Consider the following 16,490-nt stretch of genomic DNA (forward strand, 5'->3'; position numbering starts at 1 on the left):
CTTTCCCCTGGGGCGGATGTCCGGCGCTACCGCGCGGAGTCGAGGCCCGCCTTGCGCAGCTCGTCGTCGATGATGCGGCGGAAGTGGTCGATGGGCTCGGCGCCCACCACGGAGCGCCCGTTGATGAAGAAGGTGGGGGTGGCGCCGGCGCCAATCTTGATGCCCTCGGCCATGTCTGCCGCGATGCGCGCGTCGTTCTTCCCGGTGTCGAGCGCGGTGCGGAAGGCCCTCATGTCCAGCCCCAGGCTCTGGGCGTAGCCCTCCAGCGAGGCTCGGTCCAGCGCGCGCTGATTGCTGAAGAGCAGGTCGTGCATCTCCCAGAACTTGCCCTGCTCGTGCGCGGCCAGCGCGGCGGAGGCGGCCAGCTTCGCGTGCGGGTGCATGGGCAGCGGCTGCTGCTTGAAGGCCACGCGCAGTCGGCCCGCGTACTCCTGCTCCAGGGTCTTCAGCGTGGGCGCGGCGCGGCTGCAGAAGGGGCACTCGAAGTCGGAGAAGGCCACCAGCGTGACAGGGGCGTTGATGGGACCTCGCGAGGGCGCGGAGCCCACCTCGACCTTCTGCACGGGCAGCTCCTGCACGGGGCTCGGGGCGGCCCGGACGGGGGCTGCCTCCTGGCCTCGCGCGAGGATTCCCTCGTACACGTCCGCTGCGCGCGTGCCCGCCTTCACCTGTGCCCGCGCCTTCGCCAGCTCCTCATCCACGAGGGCGGAGAACTGCTCCAGCGGCAGCGCGCCCGACAGGAGTCGCCCGTTGATGAAGAAGCTCGGCGTCGCCGCTGCGCCCAGCTTCAGCGCGAGCGCCGAGTCGTGACGGATCCGCTCGGCCAGCTTGGGGCTGGACAGGTCTTGCTTCCACCGCGCCACATCCAGACCCAGCTCGCGCGCGTGGCCCTCCAGGTCCGCGTCTTCCAACTGCTTGGGGGCGTCGAAGAGGCGCTCGTGGAACTCCCAGAAATGGCCTTGCTCTCCCGCCGCGAGCGCCGCGAGGGCCGCGGGCGTCGCGCGCGGGTGGAGCTCCAACGGGTGGTGCTTCATCACCACGCGCAGGTCGCGGCCATAGCGCGCTTGGAGCTGCCGCACGGTGACGTTGGCGCGCGAGCAGAAGGGGCACTGGTAGTCGGAGAACTCGACGAGGGTGACGAGAGCGTCCTCGTCCCCCTTGATGGAAGCGCCCTCCACGGGCACGCGGAACACGGTGGGGTTCACGGGTGCGCCACGCGGCGCCGCGCTCGGCTTCAGTGCCACCATCGGTGCGGCCGCGCTCGGTGCGCTGACGCGGCCTCCCACGGCTCCCAGCACCAGCCCGACGATGAGGCTCACCCAGACACTCGGCTTGGACACGGACTCCTCCAGGGCGCGCGGCGGCGCGCGTGGACAGTTGTGCTTCGTGCCTGGTGAGTGACTCGCGCGTGGCGGGAGTTTCAGCGCGCGGTGCCTCGCGAATCGAAAAGGTCCGGATGGCAAGGGTGACCCTCCGAGCGGCGGACCCCGTGGTTCCCAGAGCGGTGGTTCCCGGGCGTCGCGCGCGCAGCTTTCAAGGGCCGGAAGGAGGACGCCACGCATGCGACGCAACATCTGGGCGGGGCTGGGCATCGCGGGGCTCGCGCTGGTGATGATGTGCGCGGGCGCGCAGCGGGCCCGTGGCTCGTCGCCTGCTCTTCGCGCGGTGCCTCGTCTGGCGCTCGCGCAGTCGGGAGGGAGCGCCCCGGACTCGTCCGGTGCCCAGGCTCCGACGAACGCGCAGACCCGCGGCGCGCCTCCTGGCTCGGCCGGCTCGCCCGCCACACAAGGAGAGCCGTCGCCGCTGGGGGCCTCGGGCACGTCGCGCGCCGGCAGCGCGCCTCCCCCGCAACAAGCTCAGGGCGCGCCATCGCAAGGTGTGGGAGGGGCGGGCTCTCCGCCCGCGTCGGGAAGTGAGCAGAGCACTCCGCCCGCGTCTCCTGCGCCGCAGCAGGGTGCTTCGACGGGCGCTCCTCCGGCCGCTCCTCCAGAACCGGGGACCGGCTCCTCGGCCCTGCCTCCTGTCGCGCCCACGGCCACGGGCGGCGGTGGCTATGCGGTGGTGGAGGCAGTTTTCACTGGCACGGTGCGCTCGGTGTCACCGCACGAGGTCATCATCGAGGATGCGGGGACGCGCTTGCCCATGGGCGTGTGGCCCGAGACCCGCATCCTCCGTGGCGGCCAGAGCATCGAGGTTCAACAGTTGAAAGTGGGCGAGCAGGTGCGCGCGGTGGTGAACCTGGTCGGGCACAATCAGACGGAGGAGATCGCTGTCCTGCCTCGCCCTCCGCCGAAGCGCTCGGAGCGGTGAGTCCCAGGCGAGCCACGTCAGTCGCACGATTCATGCACGTCCCAGCGTCGGAGGATCCCTTCATGACGGCGTATGACAAGTACCGTGCACTCCTGCGCAAGCTCGGGCTTGTGCGCGCGCAGCATTCCGGGCGCGACTCTCCCGAGGAGGATGCCCTGCTGGACGCGATGGATGAGGTCTGGTGGGAGATGTCCGAAGCGGAGCGCTCAGCGCTCGATGAAGAGCGGGCTCGCGCGCTCGGGGCCCTGCCTCCCCGCGCCGAGCCCTTTGCTCCCCCTCAGCACTGAGGCAGGCCGCTCACTTCCGCGAGGAGGTGAGCGGGGTCGAGCGTCCCTGGCCGAGTCCCGGGGACGCCGTGACCGCGGAGGACCGGCCCCGCTTGAGCCAGACCGCGCGCGAGTAGTCCCCCACCGCCGCGAGCGACAGCAGCCCGATGAGCGCCACGAGCGGGCGCACCGCGGGGGGGAACAACAGCACACACAGCAGCGTGAGGATCTGCAGCACCGTGACGGCCTTGCCGAGCGCGCGGGCCTTCAGCTCCACCGCGCGCAAGTCTGGCCGTACCCTCGCCACGAGGAAGCCCACGGCCGTGCCCACGTCGCGCACGAGCAGCAGCGCCAACTCGACGGGCTCGAGCAAGCCATCCAGCAGGCAGACGACCAGGGCCGTCACCATGAAGGCGCGATCCGCCACCGGGTCGATGATGGCGCCCCACCGCGTGGCGAGTCCTTGGGTGCGGGCAATCCAGCCGTCGAGGACGTCCGTGGCGGCGGCGAGGAGGACGAGCCCCGCGCGCAGCCAGGGCTCCGGCGTGATGATGAACGCCGCCGCGAGCGGGATGCGAGACAGCGACAGGGTATTGAGGAGCGTGAGTCTCGCCAGTCGGCGCATGACTCAGAAAAGGTAGTGCGCGCCTTCCCACACGCACGCGCGCATGGACCTGAGCGTTCAACGAAGGACTCCCAGGCATTCCCGCGCACGGGCGGGGCTGCCGCCGCGCGCACTCTTGCTCCCTGTCGTCGCGCCCGTCGACGTGAGCGCCTGCGCCCGCCAGAATCCAGCGCGTCAGCCGCGCGCACCGCTTCGGTCGCGATGCCTGGAGCCCTCGTCCGTGCCCCTCACTTCCCCGCGCCACCCCGCTTCGCTCTCCGCGCCCTGGCTTCGAGGCGTGGCCCGACAGCTGTCCCGTCTTGGACTCGTGGTGCTCTGCGCGACAGGTGCGAGCGCTGGCGCGGAGGAGGTCGTGCCCCGCGCGCCGACTCGGGAGGAGCGCGCGCGCTATCCATGGCTGGGCGCGGACGTGGCCGTGCGACCGTTGGATGTGGCCATCGCGCCCCCCGAGGGCTATGCGCGGGTGGCGGTGGAGCCGGGCTCGTTCGGCGCCTGGCTGCGCGGGCTGCCGCTGCGACCGGCCGGCACTCCGGCGCGCGACTTCCGCGGCGGGCGCGTGCTCGCGGGAGACGATGCGCGGCTGGCGGCGGTGGCCGAGTTGGATGTGGGCACCGCGAACCTTCAGCAGTGCGCGGACTCCATCATCCGACTTCATGCCGAGTGGCGCTGGGCCTCGGGGCACTCGGAGCAGATCGCCTATCGCTTCACCAGTGGCCATCTGGCGTCGTGGCCTCGGTACGCGGCGGGCGACCGGGCTCGGGTCTCGGGCTCGAAGGTGACGTGGGTGCGGGGCGCTTCGGCGGATTCATCCCGCTCGGCGTTCCGTTCGTATCTGGACCTGGTCTTCACCTACGCGGGCACGCTGTCGCTCCAGGGCGAGAAGGCTCGGCCTGCGCGCGCGGACGTGCGCCCGGGGGACTTCTTCGTCCTCGGGGGCAGCCCGGGGCACGCGGTGTTGGTGCTGGACGTGGCGGCCAACGCTCGGGGCGAGCGCGTGGCGCTGCTGGGCCAGGGCTTCATTCCCGCGCAGGACTTCCAGGTGCTCTCGCCAGGGGCGGGTGGCCCGTGGTTCTCCCTGTCGGGCGACACGGTGGCCACGCCGTTCTGGCAGCCATTCCCGTGGTCCTCGCTGCGGCGGATGCCGTCTCCCTGAGCGGCGCGCTCAGTGTCCGGCGGCATCCACCTCCGCCCACAGGCTGTGGCCCTCCAGGACCGTGTTGAGCGGCGCACGTCGCTCGGAGACGCGCAGGAGCACCGAGGCCAGCTCGTCCAGGAGGATGGGGCGCAGGCCGCGCAACAGGGGCAGGCGGGTGATGGTTCGGAGGCCGGGGATGGGGCGGTGGTACTCGCCCTCGAAGGCCGGTGGCCGCAGCACCGTGTAGGCGAGCCCGCTCTCGCGCACGAGCCGCTCGGCCTCCACCTTGGCCTTGAGGTACGCGCCTACAGGGCGGCCCGCGCCCATGGAGCTGAGCAGGACGAGGTGGTCCACGCCCGCCTGCTTCGCCGCCGCCACGAGCTGCCGCGTGGTGCCGATGTCGCTGCTCTCGTACGTGTCGCCCGCGGCGAAGCGCTTGCGCATGGTGCCGATGAGCTGCAGCACCGTGGTGCAGCCGCGCATGGCTTCCACCAGCGCGGGCGTGTCCGACAGCTCCAGCACGGCCTTGCGAGGCCAGTCGCGCACACGCTCCGTGTCCGCGCTCTGCGGCCGCACATGCGCCACCACGGGCACGTCGCGCGCGAGCGCCTGGCGCATCACCGTGCGGCCCGTGGCTCCAGTGGCACCCGCGATGAACAGCTGTCGGAGAGGCGTACTCATGGGACCTCGCGGCGAAGGGGACGCCCGCTTCTCAGCACAGCCCGGCCGCGCTGCCCAGTGGGGGACTTGCGCAAAGGGGCCCTGGCGGAACGGAGCGTTGTCCCACGGGCTCTCGTTCGGAACACAGCCGGCGGTTACATCCCGACCCACCACCCGAGGCCCGAGCGGGCCTCACGAGGAGGACGTCGCCATGTCAGGGAGTGTCATCGAGCTGGGAGACGCGGAGTTCGCGCGCGAGGTGCTCGAGTCGAAGGAGCCGGTGCTGGTGGACTTCACCGCCACGTGGTGCCCGCCGTGTCGGGTCCTCGGTCCGGTCATCGAATCCGTGGCCAAGGACTACGAAGGCAGGCTGAAGGTGGCGAAGTTGAACGTCGACGACCATCAGGCCACGCCACAGCAGTTCGGCATTCGCGCGATGCCCACGCTCCTGTTCTTCAAGGACGGCAAGGTCGCGGGGCAGATTGTCGGCGCGGTGCCGCGGACGCGAATCGAGCAGACGCTGCGCGAGATTCTGTGACGCCCTCGCGGCGGGCCGGGCGACCCGGGCTCGGTCCGTCGCGCGGCTTCGCTCGCGGCGAGCGCCCGGCAGGCCAGGCGCGTCTTCCGTCACGGGGGTGGAGGGCCCCCGTCGCGTCGAGGCGCCCGCGCCGCGAGGCCCGTGGGTGTCCCTCAGTCGACCCGCAGCGTCGCGCGCAGTTCGCTGTGGCTGCGTTCGCATCCTGACGCGCGGTCCGAGTGCCTCTCGATGTCTCGGATGATGATGGGACTCGCGTCGCCCTCGGAGCCACGCTCCGGGTGAACCACCTGATGGTTCCTCGCGCGCTCCATGACTCGCTTGCCCTGCGGGGTAATCAAGTTCCGGAGTGTCGTCAGTGAATGCGAGACTTGCTGAGTTTGTGTTTCCGGGCCCCCGCGTCTCTCCGCTCCCGCTATCATCCCGGCGGGCGGCCCCCCTCCTCCATGCGTCCCAGCTCCCTTGAAACACAGCCCCGGGTGGAAGACCTGGGTGTTGGTCCGTCCACCGACGCGGACGTGGTCGGTCGGCGCTACCGAGTTCTCGACTTCCTGGGCCGTGGTGGGGCCGGCACCGTGTGGCGCGCGCAGGACCTGCTCGCGGGCCCGGTGGCCATCAAGCGCCTGCACCAGACGGTGACGGACCTGGCGCGCAAGCCGGGAGAGGGCACGCCGGGCTCGTCCGCGACGCAGGGACTGGCGCTCACCCTGGCGCATGAGTTCCAGACGCTCGCGTCGCTGAGACATCCGCACGTCATCAGCGTGTTGGACTACGGCTTCGACGCCGAGCGCAGGCCCTACCTCACGATGGACCTGCTGGAGGATGCGCGCACGTTGGTGAGCGCGGGCACGTCGCAGCCGCTGGACGTGCAGGTCGGGCTGCTGGTGCAGACGCTCCAGGCGCTCGCGTACCTGCATCGGCGTGGCATCATCCACCGCGACCTCAAGCCCGGGAACGTCCTGGTGGTGCGCGGGCAGGTGAAGGTGCTGGACTTCGGCCTCGCCGTGGCGCGCGAGCATGCGCTCCAGGCCGCGCCCGCGGGCACGCCCGGCTACCTCGCGCCGGAGCTGTTCGAGGGACAGCCGCCCTCCGAGGTGACAGACCTCTTCGGCTTTGGCGCCATGGCCTGCCAGATGTTCTTCGGGCGGTTGCCCTTCGCGGGGCAGGTGCCGGCGCCCTCGGATTTTCCGCCGGGGCTCAAGGCCGTGTTGGAGCGGCTGGTGTCTCCGGATGCCCAGCTCCGTCCTCGCAACGCGTCCGAGGTCATCGCCTCGCTGTGCGCCGCCACGGGGCAGCCGGAGCCCTCTGAGTCGGCCGCGATGCGCGAGAGCTTCTTGCAGGCCGCTCGCTACGTGGGCCGCGAGCGGGAGCAGGGCCGGATCGCCGAGGTCCTCACGGGCGCGCTGAAGGGCAAGGGCGCCGGGTGGCTGGTGGCGGGCGAGAGCGGCGTGGGCAAGTCGCGCTTGCTGGAGGAGCTGCGCGCGCTGGCGTTGGTGCGCGGCGCGGTGGTGTTGCGCGGGCAGGCGGTGGGCGCGGGCGGCGGTCCCTATCAGGAGTGGCGCGCGGTGCTGCGCTGGCTGCCCATCCTCACCGAGCTGACGGACCGTGAGGCCAGCGTCCTCAGTCCGCTGGTGCCGGACATCGACGTGCTGCTCGGGCGGCCGGTGTCACGTCCCGCGGAGCTGGGCGCGGAGATGGCTCAGGCGCGACTCCTCCAGGTGCTGGAGGATGTGTTCGCGCGACTGGAGCAGCCCACCGTCGTCATCCTCGAGGACCTGCATCAGGCGCGCTCCGAGTCGCTGCACCTGCTCGCTCGACTGACGGCGCGCGCCACGCGGCTGCCGCTGCTGTTGCTGGGCAGCTTCCGCGACGACGAGGCTCGGCAGCTGCCCGCCACGCTGCCCGGGATGCAGGTGCTGCGGCTGCCTCGGTTGGAGGCGCAGGACATCGCGATGCTGGGCGAGTCCATGATTGGACCCGCGGGCCGCGAGCCGAACGTGGTGTCGCTGCTGCTGCGCGAGACGGAGGGCAATCCGTTCTTCCTCGTGGAGGTGGTGCGGACGCTCGCGGAGGAGGCAGGTGGGTTGGACCGGCTGGGCTCCATGACCCTGCCCGCGCGCGTGTCGGCGGGTGGCATGGGGCGGCTGGTGCGGCGCCGCCTGGAGAAGGTGCCCCCCGAGGCGCGCGATCTGCTCAACGTGGCCGCCGTCATTGGACGGCAGCTCGACGTGGCGCTGCTGCGCGAAGCCTCGCCGGGGCTGGATGTGGAGCGGTGGCTGACGGACTGCGCGGCCGCGTCGGTGCTCGACGTGGCGGATGGGCGCTGGCGCTTCGCGCACGACAAGCTGCGTGAGCGCGTGCTGGAGGACCTGCCTCGCGAGGAGCGGCCCGGCCTGCATCGGCGCGCGGCCATGGCGCTGGAGTGCGCGCACCCCGAGGGCTCCGAGTGGACGGCCGCGCTCGCGCACCATTGGGGCGCGGCGGGAGACCTGGCTCGCGAGGCGCTGTATTCGCAGCGGGCGGGTGAAGAGGCGCTCAAGGTCGGCGCGTGTCGCGAGGCGCTTCCGTTCCTGGCGCGGGCCGGTGAGTGCGTGGCGCTCCTGCACGGGAGCGACGCGACGCGACTGGGGCTCGTGGAGGCGCTTCAGGCGGAGGCGCGCTTCCAGCTAGGAGAGATGGAGGCGTTCCGCGCGCACGCCGAGCGGGCCCTGCGTCACTTCGGATGGCCCGTGCCGTCGAGCCGGGTGGGCTGGGGCCTGAGCACGCTGGGGCAGGTGGTGTCGCGGCTGGCGCAGAGCGCGCGGCCGGATGTGTTCGTGGATGATTCGGACGAGCGGCGCGAGGTGCGTCGGGTGGCGGGGCGTCTGCTCATGCGGCTGACGGACGCGTTCATCTACGCGCAGGAGGCGCTGCCGGTGCTGTGGACGGGCCTGCGCACGTTGAACCTGTGCGAGCCCGCGGGCCCCACGCCGGAGCTGGCGCGCGGCTACACGAACATGGCGGTGGTGGCTGGCACGGTGCCGGTGCGCGTGGTGGCGGATGCCTGGGCGAAGCGCGCGCGCGAGGTGGCGGAGCGGGTGGGCGAGCCGTCCGACTTGGCCTACGTGCTCAATCGCAACGCCGTGTACGGCGCGTACATGGCGCGCTGGGATGACGTGGAGGCCTCGCTGGAGCGGGCGATGACGCTCGTCGACTCCGTGGGGGACTTCCGGCTGGCGGAGGAGTGCCGCGCGCTGCGCGTGGTGTCGCTCTGTTACCAGGGGCACTTCGCCACGGGCCTTCCGTTGCTGGATTGGATGGAGGCCTCCGCGCGCCGCCGCGGTGCCGTGCAGACGCAGCAGTGGGTGCCGCAGATTCGCGCGCATTGCTTCGTGCGGCTGGGGCGCGACGCGGAAGTGCTGTCCATGCTGAAGCCGACCCTTGCCTGGACGGACCAGGAGGGCAGCGCCGTGGACGTGGTGGTGGTGAACGCGGCGTTCGCGCTGGCGTGTCTCCACGTGGGGGACCTGGCTGGAGCGCGAGAGGCGGCGGAGAAGTCCCTGGTCCGGTTGGCGGCGGGCAAGCCCGTGGCGCATTTCGCGCAGCTGGGCGCCACGGCCGTGGCCGAGGTCTTCTTGACGCTGTGGGAGAAGTCCGAGGGGGCGCCACCGGCCGAGCGGGCCGCGCTGGCTCGCGGCGCTCGCTCCGCGTGCAAGGTGATGGCGGCCTTCGCCAAGGTGTTCCCCTTCAGTCAGTCCGCGGCGTCGCGGTGGCGCGCGACGGAGCAGGGGTTGTCGGGCCAGCCCGCGAAGGCTCGGGCGGGCTGGGAGCGCGCCATCCGGGAGGCGCAGCAACTGGCGCTGCCCTATGATGAGGGCCGCGCGTGTTTGGAGTTGGGCCGGCACCTTCCGGAGACGGACGGCGCGCGGCGAGTGCAATTGAATCGGGCCGTGGAGCTGTTGTCGCCTCTGGGCGCGGCGCTGGACGTGGCGCGCGCGAGGGACGAGCTGGCCCGAGGCGGGGGATGATGGACCACGGTGATGTGGAGTGGCTGGCGTGCCCGTCGTGTGGTGGCCGGCTGGTGTTCCATGGGCAGATGACGGAGCGAGAGCACCTCCGGCATGGGGCGCTGCGCTGTGGCGGGTGTGGCGAGGCGTGGAAGGTGTCTCGGGGCCTGGCGCGGCTGTACCGCGAGGGCGAGGTGCGCGGCACGGATCGCCTGATGCGCGTCATCTACGACGGGCTGCCCGCGCTGCATGACCCGCTGACGGCGGTCCTCACGCCGCTGCTCCAGTCCGTGTCCGAGCCCGATGCGCGGGACCGGTACATGCGGCGCGTGGAGTTGGGTGCGCTGCGCCCACGTCTGGATGGGCAGCCCACGCGCATCCTGGAGGTGGGCGTGGGGACGGGCGCGAACCTCCCGCTCATTCATCGCGACCTGCCGCGAGGGCTGGACGTGGAAGTGTGGGGCGTGGACCTGAGCGAGGGGATGCTGACGCAGTGTCGCAAGCGGCTCGCCTCGGGGGAGCTGCCGCGCACGCGCTTGTTGATGGCGGATGCGCACGCGCTGCCGTTCCCGGACGCGATGTTCGATCGCGTGCTGCACGTGGGAGGCATTGGAGGGTATCGGCAGCCCCGCGTGGCGCTGGAGGAGATGGCGCGCGTGGCTCGGCCGGGCACGCCACTGGTGGTGGTGGACGAGCAGCTCGACAAGGCGGCGCGACCCAACTGGATGCAGCGGCTCGCCTTTCGAGCCATCACCTTCTACGACCGGAACCCGCACTGCCCCCGCGAGCTGTTGCCGCTGGGCGCCACGGGCGTCGTGGAGGAGCAGGTGGCGCCATTCTATTACTGTCTGACATTTCGCGTGGATTCTCCCAACACGCGAGCCATGTCAGGACGAGAGGGTACATCCTCGGCTGGCTAGCTGGAGCGTGGATGGAAAGTGAGAGAATTCCCTCCGAGTCTCAGCGAGCTTCGAGCAGTGACTCTCGGGATGTCTGTGCATGCGCGCCTTGGCTCAGGGATGAGTCGTACGCGCGGGCCCCATTGCTGTTGCTTGTCCGCTAGAGAGGATAGACTGAGGCAAGGCCTGTGCCTCCACTCCGCGGAGGGCAGTGGGGGCAGAATGATGGTTGCGCGTGGATGGGTGGTGTTGACGCTGCTGACCGTAGAGTGTTCTGGGCCGTCGTACCATGACAGCGGTGTGGGAACATGGTTTGGAAGGGATGCTCGCGGCGCCGTCTGGGGACGCGGGCCATGGCCAGAAGTCCATCCCGCTGATGATGTAGATGTGGTGATCGACCAGCTCTGCCCTGCACTCATGCTGCTCCCTGGTGCGACCGCTGGCTCGGCAGGCGAAGAGTACTGCGGTGCGATCTACAGCTTCAAAGGGGCCTTCCACGTGAGCTGGCCTGCACCAATCCACGCTTCTTCGACCTCCACGAACAAGACTTGCATTCCTCCCAGTGTCGTACGCGACGACCGTGGTCAGATCTCGGTGCTTGCGGACTATCATTCACATCCTTGGCGCCATTCTCGGATGTCCGAGAGGGATCGTTGGAAGTCGACTCAGCGTTACTCCTATCGAATCCAGTTCGACACGACCTGCACCATTGAAAAACTCATTCCGTTTGTATTCGAGGAACGCCCAGGAGAGGTCTACGAACGTCGCTCGGGACGGTGGGTTCTCACGGGCAGAATCTACGAGAAGAATACTGGACGGATTGAACCCGTGGGGTCGACACCATGAATCGTACCGTCATGTTGGCGCTGACCGTGCTTCCCCTGGTGGGCTGCTCGCTCTTTCACCGGCCCTATCGCCCTCCTCGCGCACCCGGGGCCGAGCGTGGTGACTATGCATTCCCGCAGCTAGGGGTCGCGGGTATTCCTTCGACTCGTGTCACGGGAGATGTGGCGACCGCCATCGCGATGGCGATGGATGACTTCTTTCTCTCGATGCCGCCGCTTCCCACGGACGCGGATGAAGTTACCCGCTGTCTGCGCCAGCGGGATGTTTGGGCCGTCCAGGTCGTGCCTCACTCAGAGCACACCCTCATTGTCGAGATTGCGCCGCGCCACGAGGCCTGTGACCCGAACAATGTCACCCTGGATGGCGAAGCGCTCTATGCCATCGATACTCAGACATGGCGGATCCTCTCTGTAAGGAAGTAGAGCCCTCGCCTGCCGAGGAGCGCACTTCGGTAGGAGCTCCCAGCCGCGCGCGCAACATTCCAAGCTGGGAGAGTGGGCCGTCCGCGGGGAGTGATTCCGGAGATGCAGTTGCAGTTGAAGTTCGTTCCGCGCCCAGGTGGGAAGTTCTTGGGGACGAGTTCGAGCAGTGCCGGAACTGTGACGCCTCCGCCGAAGGCCACCTTCTCCGGTGGCGTTGGCCCGGGTGCTTGCGGGCCACGGGCGTCAGGGATTGAGCACCAGGTCCAGCAGGCGCAGTGTCATACCTCCGCTGAAGTCGATGGTCGCCCCGTTGAACCAGGCCGCGTCCTCACCCACCAGCACCGTGACGAAGCGGGCGACTTCTTCGACGGTGCACATGCGCCCCGCAGGATTCAGCTTCGCGTGTGCCTCCTCCAGCCTCGCCAGTGCTTCCGGCGAGTACACGTGCCGCAGCGCGGGCGTCATCACCGTGCCGAACTTGAGCAGGTTCACCCGGTGGCCCCTCGGCCCCAGCTCCATCGCCAGGTGCCGCACGTACATCTCCAGCGAGGCCTTCGCCGCGCTGATGAGCCCTGTGTTTCCCAGGTGCGTCTGATCCAACGGGTTCTGCAATCCCAACAGGCGCGCCTCGGGTGCCAAGAGGTCCCTCGCCACCAACGCCTGCGCCCAATACACGAACGAGTGCGCCATGCAGTCGAACGTGCGCTGGATGCGGCGCGGGTGCAGCCGGTCCTCTCCCGTCGACAAGAAGTGTCCCACCGATGCGCCCGCGATGGAGTGCACGAACAGCTTCACGCTCCGCGGCCCCGCGCTCGCGAGTAGCGCGTCTGCGCCCGCCTCCGCACCCTCCGGCGTGGAGGCGTCCGCCTGCCGCAGCACCACGTCTCGCCCCTGGGCTCGGACGCGTCGCTCCACCTCCGCCGCTTGCTCCGCGTACCGCCCTCGGTGCACCCCGAACACGTTCAGGCCCGGCCGTTGCGCCACCGCTTCGGCGATCGCCGCGCCTGTTCCCGACGACGCCCCCAGGATGACCGCCCACGTCCCGTCCCCGACTTCCCGACCGCTCATGCCGCGACCCGCTCCTCGTTCGTGTTCCGTTCCTGCCCGCGCGCTCGGTCCAGCAGGGCCTGCACCGCGCCCATCACTTCGCGATGCATGCCGCGCCATGCCTCGGGGTCGTTCGCGTCGAAGCCCGCGTCCAGGTGTCGCTCCAGGGGCTCGCCCACCCACTGGGTCACCTTCACCGGGAAGGGCAGCGCCAGCGGCCACAGCCCCGTCGCGCCCACGCCCAGCCACAGCGGCAGCTTCCCCGGCAGGCCCAGGCGCTTGCCCAGCGCGGCCCCGTCGTTCAAGCCCACGTAGAAGTCATCCATCCCCGAGCCCCCCACGGGAACAATCGGCAGCCGATACCGCAGCGCCAGCCGCAGGTAGCCCAGCCGCTCGCCCCAATCCACGCGATACCGGTGACGGAAGCTCCTGCATCCCTCCCGCGTGCCGCCAGGCTGCACCAGCACGTGCTCGCCTCGCGCCACGGCCTCCGCCAGTCTCGGGTCGTCCCCGGTGACGAAGCCCAGCCCGTCCGCCACGCGCCGCATCCCTGGCAGTGCCCCGAAGGCGCCGTGCGCGATGCCGTGGGGCAGGTAGCCCAGGCGCTCGTGCAGCGTCACCGTCAGCATGCACAGGTCCAGCGCGAGCGGTCGCCCGTGATAGCCCACGATGAGCTTGGCTCCGGGCCGCAGCAGCGGCTCCAGGTTCACCACGTCATAGCGGTGATAGCGACGCAGCAACCCGAACGCGCGCAGCCACGCCGCCAGGGGCAGCCCTCCCGCCGCGTTCACCCGCCCACCCGGTACAGCACCGCGCCATACGAGACGCCCGCGCCCACGCCCACCAGCAACACCCGCTCCCCCGGCCGCACGCGCCCCGAGCGCATCAGTTCGTCCAGGCTGGTGCCCAGCGACGCCGAGCCGATGCTCCCCGTCTTGTGCACCACGCGGATGCTGCGCTCGGCCGGCACCTCCAGCACCTGGAGCATCGTGTCCAACATGCTGCCGTTGGGCTGATGCGGCAGCACCCACTCCACGTCGCGCAGCGACACCTGGGCCTGCGTCAGCGCCGCGCGCGTGGCGGTGAGCACCGCGTCCAGCGCCACCCGCGTCATCTCCTTGCTGTGGGTGAGGAAGCGCATCCACTCGCGCTGCCCGGTGAGCTGCGGGTTCTGCATCATCACGTCCGGCGGCAGCGTCCCGTTGTTGCCGAACGCCGAGCCCAACACGCCCTCACCCGGTCGCGCCTCGCCCAGCACCGCCGCCGCCGCCGCGTCTCCGAACACGAGGTAGGGCCGAGGGTCCTCCGGCGTCATCGCCCGCGTGCTCATCTCCACCGAGACGATGCCCACCGGCCCCAGCCCCGTCGCCACCGAGCGCGCCGCCAGGTCGAATGCGGTGAGGAAGCCCATGCAGGCGTTGTTGAGGTCCATCGCGTCGCACTCGCCCGCGAGCCCCAGCCGCGCCGCGATGCGGTTCGCCGTGGCGGGCGCCGTCACGTCGCCCCCAATGCTGCTCACGTAGATGATCCGCCGCAGCGCTCGCGCCGGAAGCTCCGCGCGCTCCAGGGCCTTCTCCAACGCCTGCGCGGCCAGCTCGGAGGACTGCGTGCCCGGAGGTGCGTGGTAGCGCACGTGGATGCCCGTCTTGCGCTTCACCTCCTCGGGGTCTCGCCCCACTTGGGCGCAGACCTCCTCCGTCGACACCGCGCGGCCCGGCAGCACGCCGGCCGTGCCCAGGATGCGGACCGGAATCACGCCGCCCTCCTTCCCGCCGCGCCCTCGGGGAGCTTGCTGCGCCGCTGGAGCTTCTCCCAGTGCGCCGCCAGCTCCTCCAGCTTCGCCTCCAACACCGGGTCCTGCTCGGCCTGCGTGATGATGTCTCGCGCGCGCGTGAACTCCATGGCCGTCAGCAGCGGCTCACTGCGCGAGAGGATGTCGAAGCCCACGTCCGATTGCTGCGTGCCCACCTCTCCGCTGTTGTGCAGCAGGAGGACGCCGCTGGCCACCAGGTCCAGCGCGCGCTCCAGCGGGTTGAGCGCCGCGATGAACCGGCCAATCGTGCCGGGGAACAGCGGCTGTCGCGAGCTGTGCCCGAACGGGAAGATGTTGCCCGCGAAGGTGAGGTCCGCGCCGGCGCGCAGCAGCGCCTCGGCCGGGACGTTGCTCGTGAAGGCGCCGTCCACGTAGCGCGCGGGCGGCAGCAGCGTGGGCGCCCAGATTCCCGGCGCGGAGCTGCTCGCGCGCACCGCCAGCGCCAGCGGACCTTCCTCCATCGCCGTGCACAGGCCCGTGGTCAGGTCGCTGGCCACCGGCAGGAAGCGCGTCGTCAGTGAACCCAGCGCCACGTTCCCCAAGTCTCTCTCCACGCGCCATTGCAGCGCGCGCGTGGTGATGACCGAGGCCAGCGCCGCCGCCGTGATGCGGCGACTCATGGCCTGGTCCACCAGCAGGTCCAGGCCGCCGAGCCCATTCGCGCCGTCCAGCGCGGTGCCGCAGAAGTAGCCGCCCACCGCCGAGCCCATGCTGGCGCTGCTCACCATGTCGATGGGGATGCCTCGCCGCACCATCCAGCGCAGCACATGCACATGGTAGAAGCCCCACACGCCGCCGCCGCTCAGCGCCACGCCCACGCGCCGATGCGTCACCGCTCGCGCCCACCGCGCCAGACTGTCCAGCGTCCCCGCGTTCAGCCCCAGCGCCTCCAAGGGCGCATCGCCCACGGGCGCCTTGCGCTCCAACTCGTCCCAATCCAACCGCACCCAGACCGGCGCCAGCAGCTCCGGCTCGAGCCCCGCGTCCCCATCGTCGCGGAGGTGACGGCCGCACAGCTCCTGCTCCTCGGGCGGGCGCCTCGGGTGGACGAGCACCGTGGGCAGCGTGCGGTGCGCCAGGGAGCGCAGCAGCGGACGCACCCGCGCCGTGGGCGCGTTGGTCGCGGGCGGGCGATCCACCAGCCGCACCGTCTTGTCCTGCTCCAGCCCCGGCGGCTCGAGGCCGTCCAGGAACACGTAGTCGAACCTCGCCTCGCCGGTGTGCGAGAGCACGAACTCGCGCACCTGCTGCTCCGTCACGTCGGCGGGAACTGTCGCGGAGTACACGCCGTCCGCGCCCAGAACGGGCGGCGCGGCCTGGGCGCCCTGCTTCAAGAGCAGCAGCCGATCCCCGAAGTCCCGTACCTGCACCTTGGCCAGGAGGCCCACCAGCAGTGACAAGGGCACCCCGCGCAGCTCGGGCGCGGTGGAGAACGCGACCACCTCCGCGCGCTGATCCACCGAGTGCTGGCGTCCCCCTTCACTCCCGAGCAAATCCAACCCGAGGTCCTGGCGCAGTCCGGCGCGGGCCTCCGCGAGGTTCAACACGGCCTCACGGGGGAAGAACAGCGCGCGTGCGCGGGAGATGGCCGTCACGGTGGCGGAGGCGATGCCGCGCACCACCGACTCGACGCCCAGCACCTGTCCGGCCCTCAGCTGGAGGAGCACCAGCCCGTCGCGCCGTGCCTCCAGGATGCCGTCGCTGAGGAGGAAGAATCCGTCGAAGGGCTGGCCCTCCTGGCAGACCTGTTGGCCCTCCTCCCACGTGAGCTCCTGCGCGGACTCCAGGAGCTGGAGGAGGACGGAGTTGCTGGTGTAGCGCAGCGGGCCCGCTTGCTTCAGGGCGAACAGGCGCTGCCGCGTTTCGGACAGAGAGGGGAGAGTGCCCATGAGGGGCTGCGAGATTAGCCAACCCCCTCGCCGCCGCGAACAGCACGGCGGGTCTTC

The 16,490-nt window shown here is 70.7% G+C and carries 14 protein-coding genes; 7 read left to right on the forward strand and 7 right to left on the reverse strand.

Going from position 1 to position 16,490, the window contains the following annotated elements; translation table 11 throughout:
* Positions 1–26 precede the first annotated feature (26 nt).
* Positions 27–1,340 carry a DsbA family protein gene (locus KRR26_RS13595; protein WP_217080006.1) on the reverse strand — a complete coding sequence of 438 codons (1,314 nt, stop codon included), beginning with the start codon at positions 1,338–1,340 and terminating at the stop codon, positions 27–29.
* Positions 1,341–1,560: 220 nt separating this feature from the next.
* Between KRR26_RS13595 and KRR26_RS13600 the strand changes: the two genes are divergently transcribed.
* Positions 1,561–2,310 (forward strand): hypothetical protein, encoded by a 750-nt coding sequence (locus KRR26_RS13600; protein WP_147423109.1) that lies wholly within the window; start codon positions 1,561–1,563, stop codon positions 2,308–2,310.
* A 62-nt stretch (positions 2,311–2,372) separates the two neighbouring features.
* On the forward strand, positions 2,373–2,597 hold the full coding sequence (locus KRR26_RS13605; protein WP_233577547.1) for a hypothetical protein: 225 nt from the start codon (positions 2,373–2,375) through the stop codon (positions 2,595–2,597).
* 10 nt (positions 2,598–2,607) lie between these two features.
* Here the strand turns inward: KRR26_RS13605 and KRR26_RS13610 are convergent, their stop codons facing one another.
* Positions 2,608–3,201, reverse strand: a complete 594-nt coding sequence (locus KRR26_RS13610) for a CDP-alcohol phosphatidyltransferase family protein (RefSeq protein ID WP_217080007.1) — start codon at positions 3,199–3,201, stop codon at positions 2,608–2,610.
* A gap of 220 nt (positions 3,202–3,421) precedes the next feature.
* On the opposite strand from KRR26_RS13610, the gene KRR26_RS13615 reads away from it, so the two are divergent.
* Positions 3,422–4,354: a DUF4846 domain-containing protein gene (locus KRR26_RS13615; protein ID WP_407931718.1), complete on the forward strand. Its 933-nt coding sequence runs from the start codon at positions 3,422–3,424 to the stop codon at positions 4,352–4,354.
* Positions 4,355–4,363: 9 nt separating this feature from the next.
* On the opposite strand, the gene KRR26_RS13620 is transcribed toward KRR26_RS13615, so the two are convergent.
* Complete coding sequence (locus KRR26_RS13620) at positions 4,364–5,017, reverse strand: NAD(P)-binding oxidoreductase (RefSeq protein ID WP_120210905.1); 654 nt, start codon at positions 5,015–5,017, stop codon at positions 4,364–4,366.
* Positions 5,018–5,207: 190 nt separating this feature from the next.
* Here KRR26_RS13620 and trxA point away from each other — a divergent pair, with 190 nt between their 5' ends.
* The 4 genes from trxA to KRR26_RS13640 all read left to right on the forward strand — a co-directional run bounded on the left by trxA (position 5,208) and on the right by KRR26_RS13640 (position 11,684).
* Positions 5,208–5,534 (forward strand): thioredoxin, encoded by a 327-nt coding sequence (gene trxA / locus KRR26_RS13625; protein ID WP_120210904.1) that lies wholly within the window; start codon positions 5,208–5,210, stop codon positions 5,532–5,534.
* Between the two features lie 476 nt (positions 5,535–6,010).
* Complete coding sequence (locus KRR26_RS13630) at positions 6,011–9,538, forward strand: protein kinase domain-containing protein (RefSeq protein ID WP_321202816.1); 3,528 nt, start codon at positions 6,011–6,013, stop codon at positions 9,536–9,538.
* Positions 9,535–10,437, forward strand: coding sequence for a class I SAM-dependent methyltransferase (locus tag KRR26_RS13635; protein ID WP_217080009.1), 903 nt, complete (start codon positions 9,535–9,537; stop codon positions 10,435–10,437). Before KRR26_RS13630 ends, KRR26_RS13635 begins: the two co-directional genes overlap by 4 nt.
* Positions 10,438–11,258: 821 nt before the next feature.
* Positions 11,259–11,684, forward strand: a complete 426-nt coding sequence (locus KRR26_RS13640) for a hypothetical protein (RefSeq protein ID WP_217080010.1) — start codon at positions 11,259–11,261, stop codon at positions 11,682–11,684.
* A gap of 243 nt (positions 11,685–11,927) precedes the next feature.
* On the opposite strand, the gene KRR26_RS13645 is transcribed toward KRR26_RS13640, so the two are convergent.
* From KRR26_RS13645 to KRR26_RS13660, 4 genes are read right to left on the reverse strand one after another with little or no spacing between them, the layout of a single operon-like run.
* Positions 11,928–12,752 carry an SDR family NAD(P)-dependent oxidoreductase gene (locus tag KRR26_RS13645; RefSeq protein WP_217080011.1) on the reverse strand — a complete coding sequence of 275 codons (825 nt, stop codon included), beginning with the start codon at positions 12,750–12,752 and terminating at the stop codon, positions 11,928–11,930.
* The gene (locus KRR26_RS13650; RefSeq protein WP_217080012.1) at positions 12,749–13,522 is read right to left on the reverse strand and encodes a lysophospholipid acyltransferase family protein; all 774 of its coding nucleotides are present in this window, start codon (positions 13,520–13,522) and stop codon (positions 12,749–12,751) included. The genes KRR26_RS13645 and KRR26_RS13650 overlap by 4 nt, the downstream gene beginning before the upstream one ends.
* Positions 13,519–14,487 carry a 3-oxoacyl-ACP synthase III family protein gene (locus KRR26_RS13655; protein ID WP_217080013.1) on the reverse strand — a complete coding sequence of 323 codons (969 nt, stop codon included), beginning with the start codon at positions 14,485–14,487 and terminating at the stop codon, positions 13,519–13,521. Before KRR26_RS13655 ends, KRR26_RS13650 begins: the two co-directional genes overlap by 4 nt.
* A complete protein-coding gene (locus tag KRR26_RS13660) occupies positions 14,484–16,433 on the reverse strand; it encodes a patatin-like phospholipase family protein (protein WP_217080014.1) in 1,950 nt (649 codons plus the stop codon). Before KRR26_RS13660 ends, KRR26_RS13655 begins: the two co-directional genes overlap by 4 nt.
* Positions 16,434–16,490 lie beyond the last annotated feature (57 nt).

This window comes from Citreicoccus inhibens, from assembly GCF_019039035.1.
GTDB classification, from domain to species: domain Bacteria; phylum Myxococcota; class Myxococcia; order Myxococcales; family Myxococcaceae; genus Citreicoccus; species Citreicoccus inhibens.

Bases quoted from the DNA above. Each gene is read 5' to 3' on its own strand.
- KRR26_RS13610 (WP_217080007.1), bottom strand. From the start codon at position 3,201: ATGCGCCGACTGGCGAGACTCACGCTCCTCAATACCCTGTCGCTGTCT.
- KRR26_RS13660 (WP_217080014.1), bottom strand. From the start codon at position 16,433: ATGGGCACTCTCCCCTCTCTGTCCGAAACGCGGCAGCGCCTGTTCGCC.
- KRR26_RS13645 (WP_217080011.1), bottom strand. From the start codon at position 12,752: ATGAGCGGTCGGGAAGTCGGGGACGGGACGTGGGCGGTCATCCTGGGG.
- trxA (WP_120210904.1), top strand. From the start codon at position 5,208: ATGTCAGGGAGTGTCATCGAGCTGGGAGACGCGGAGTTCGCGCGCGAG.
- KRR26_RS13620 (WP_120210905.1), bottom strand. From the start codon at position 5,017: ATGAGTACGCCTCTCCGACAGCTGTTCATCGCGGGTGCCACTGGAGCC.
- KRR26_RS13640 (WP_217080010.1), top strand. From the start codon at position 11,259: ATGAATCGTACCGTCATGTTGGCGCTGACCGTGCTTCCCCTGGTGGGC.
- KRR26_RS13605 (WP_233577547.1), top strand. From the start codon at position 2,373: ATGACGGCGTATGACAAGTACCGTGCACTCCTGCGCAAGCTCGGGCTT.
- KRR26_RS13600 (WP_147423109.1), top strand. From the start codon at position 1,561: ATGCGACGCAACATCTGGGCGGGGCTGGGCATCGCGGGGCTCGCGCTG.
- KRR26_RS13635 (WP_217080009.1), top strand. From the start codon at position 9,535: ATGATGGACCACGGTGATGTGGAGTGGCTGGCGTGCCCGTCGTGTGGT.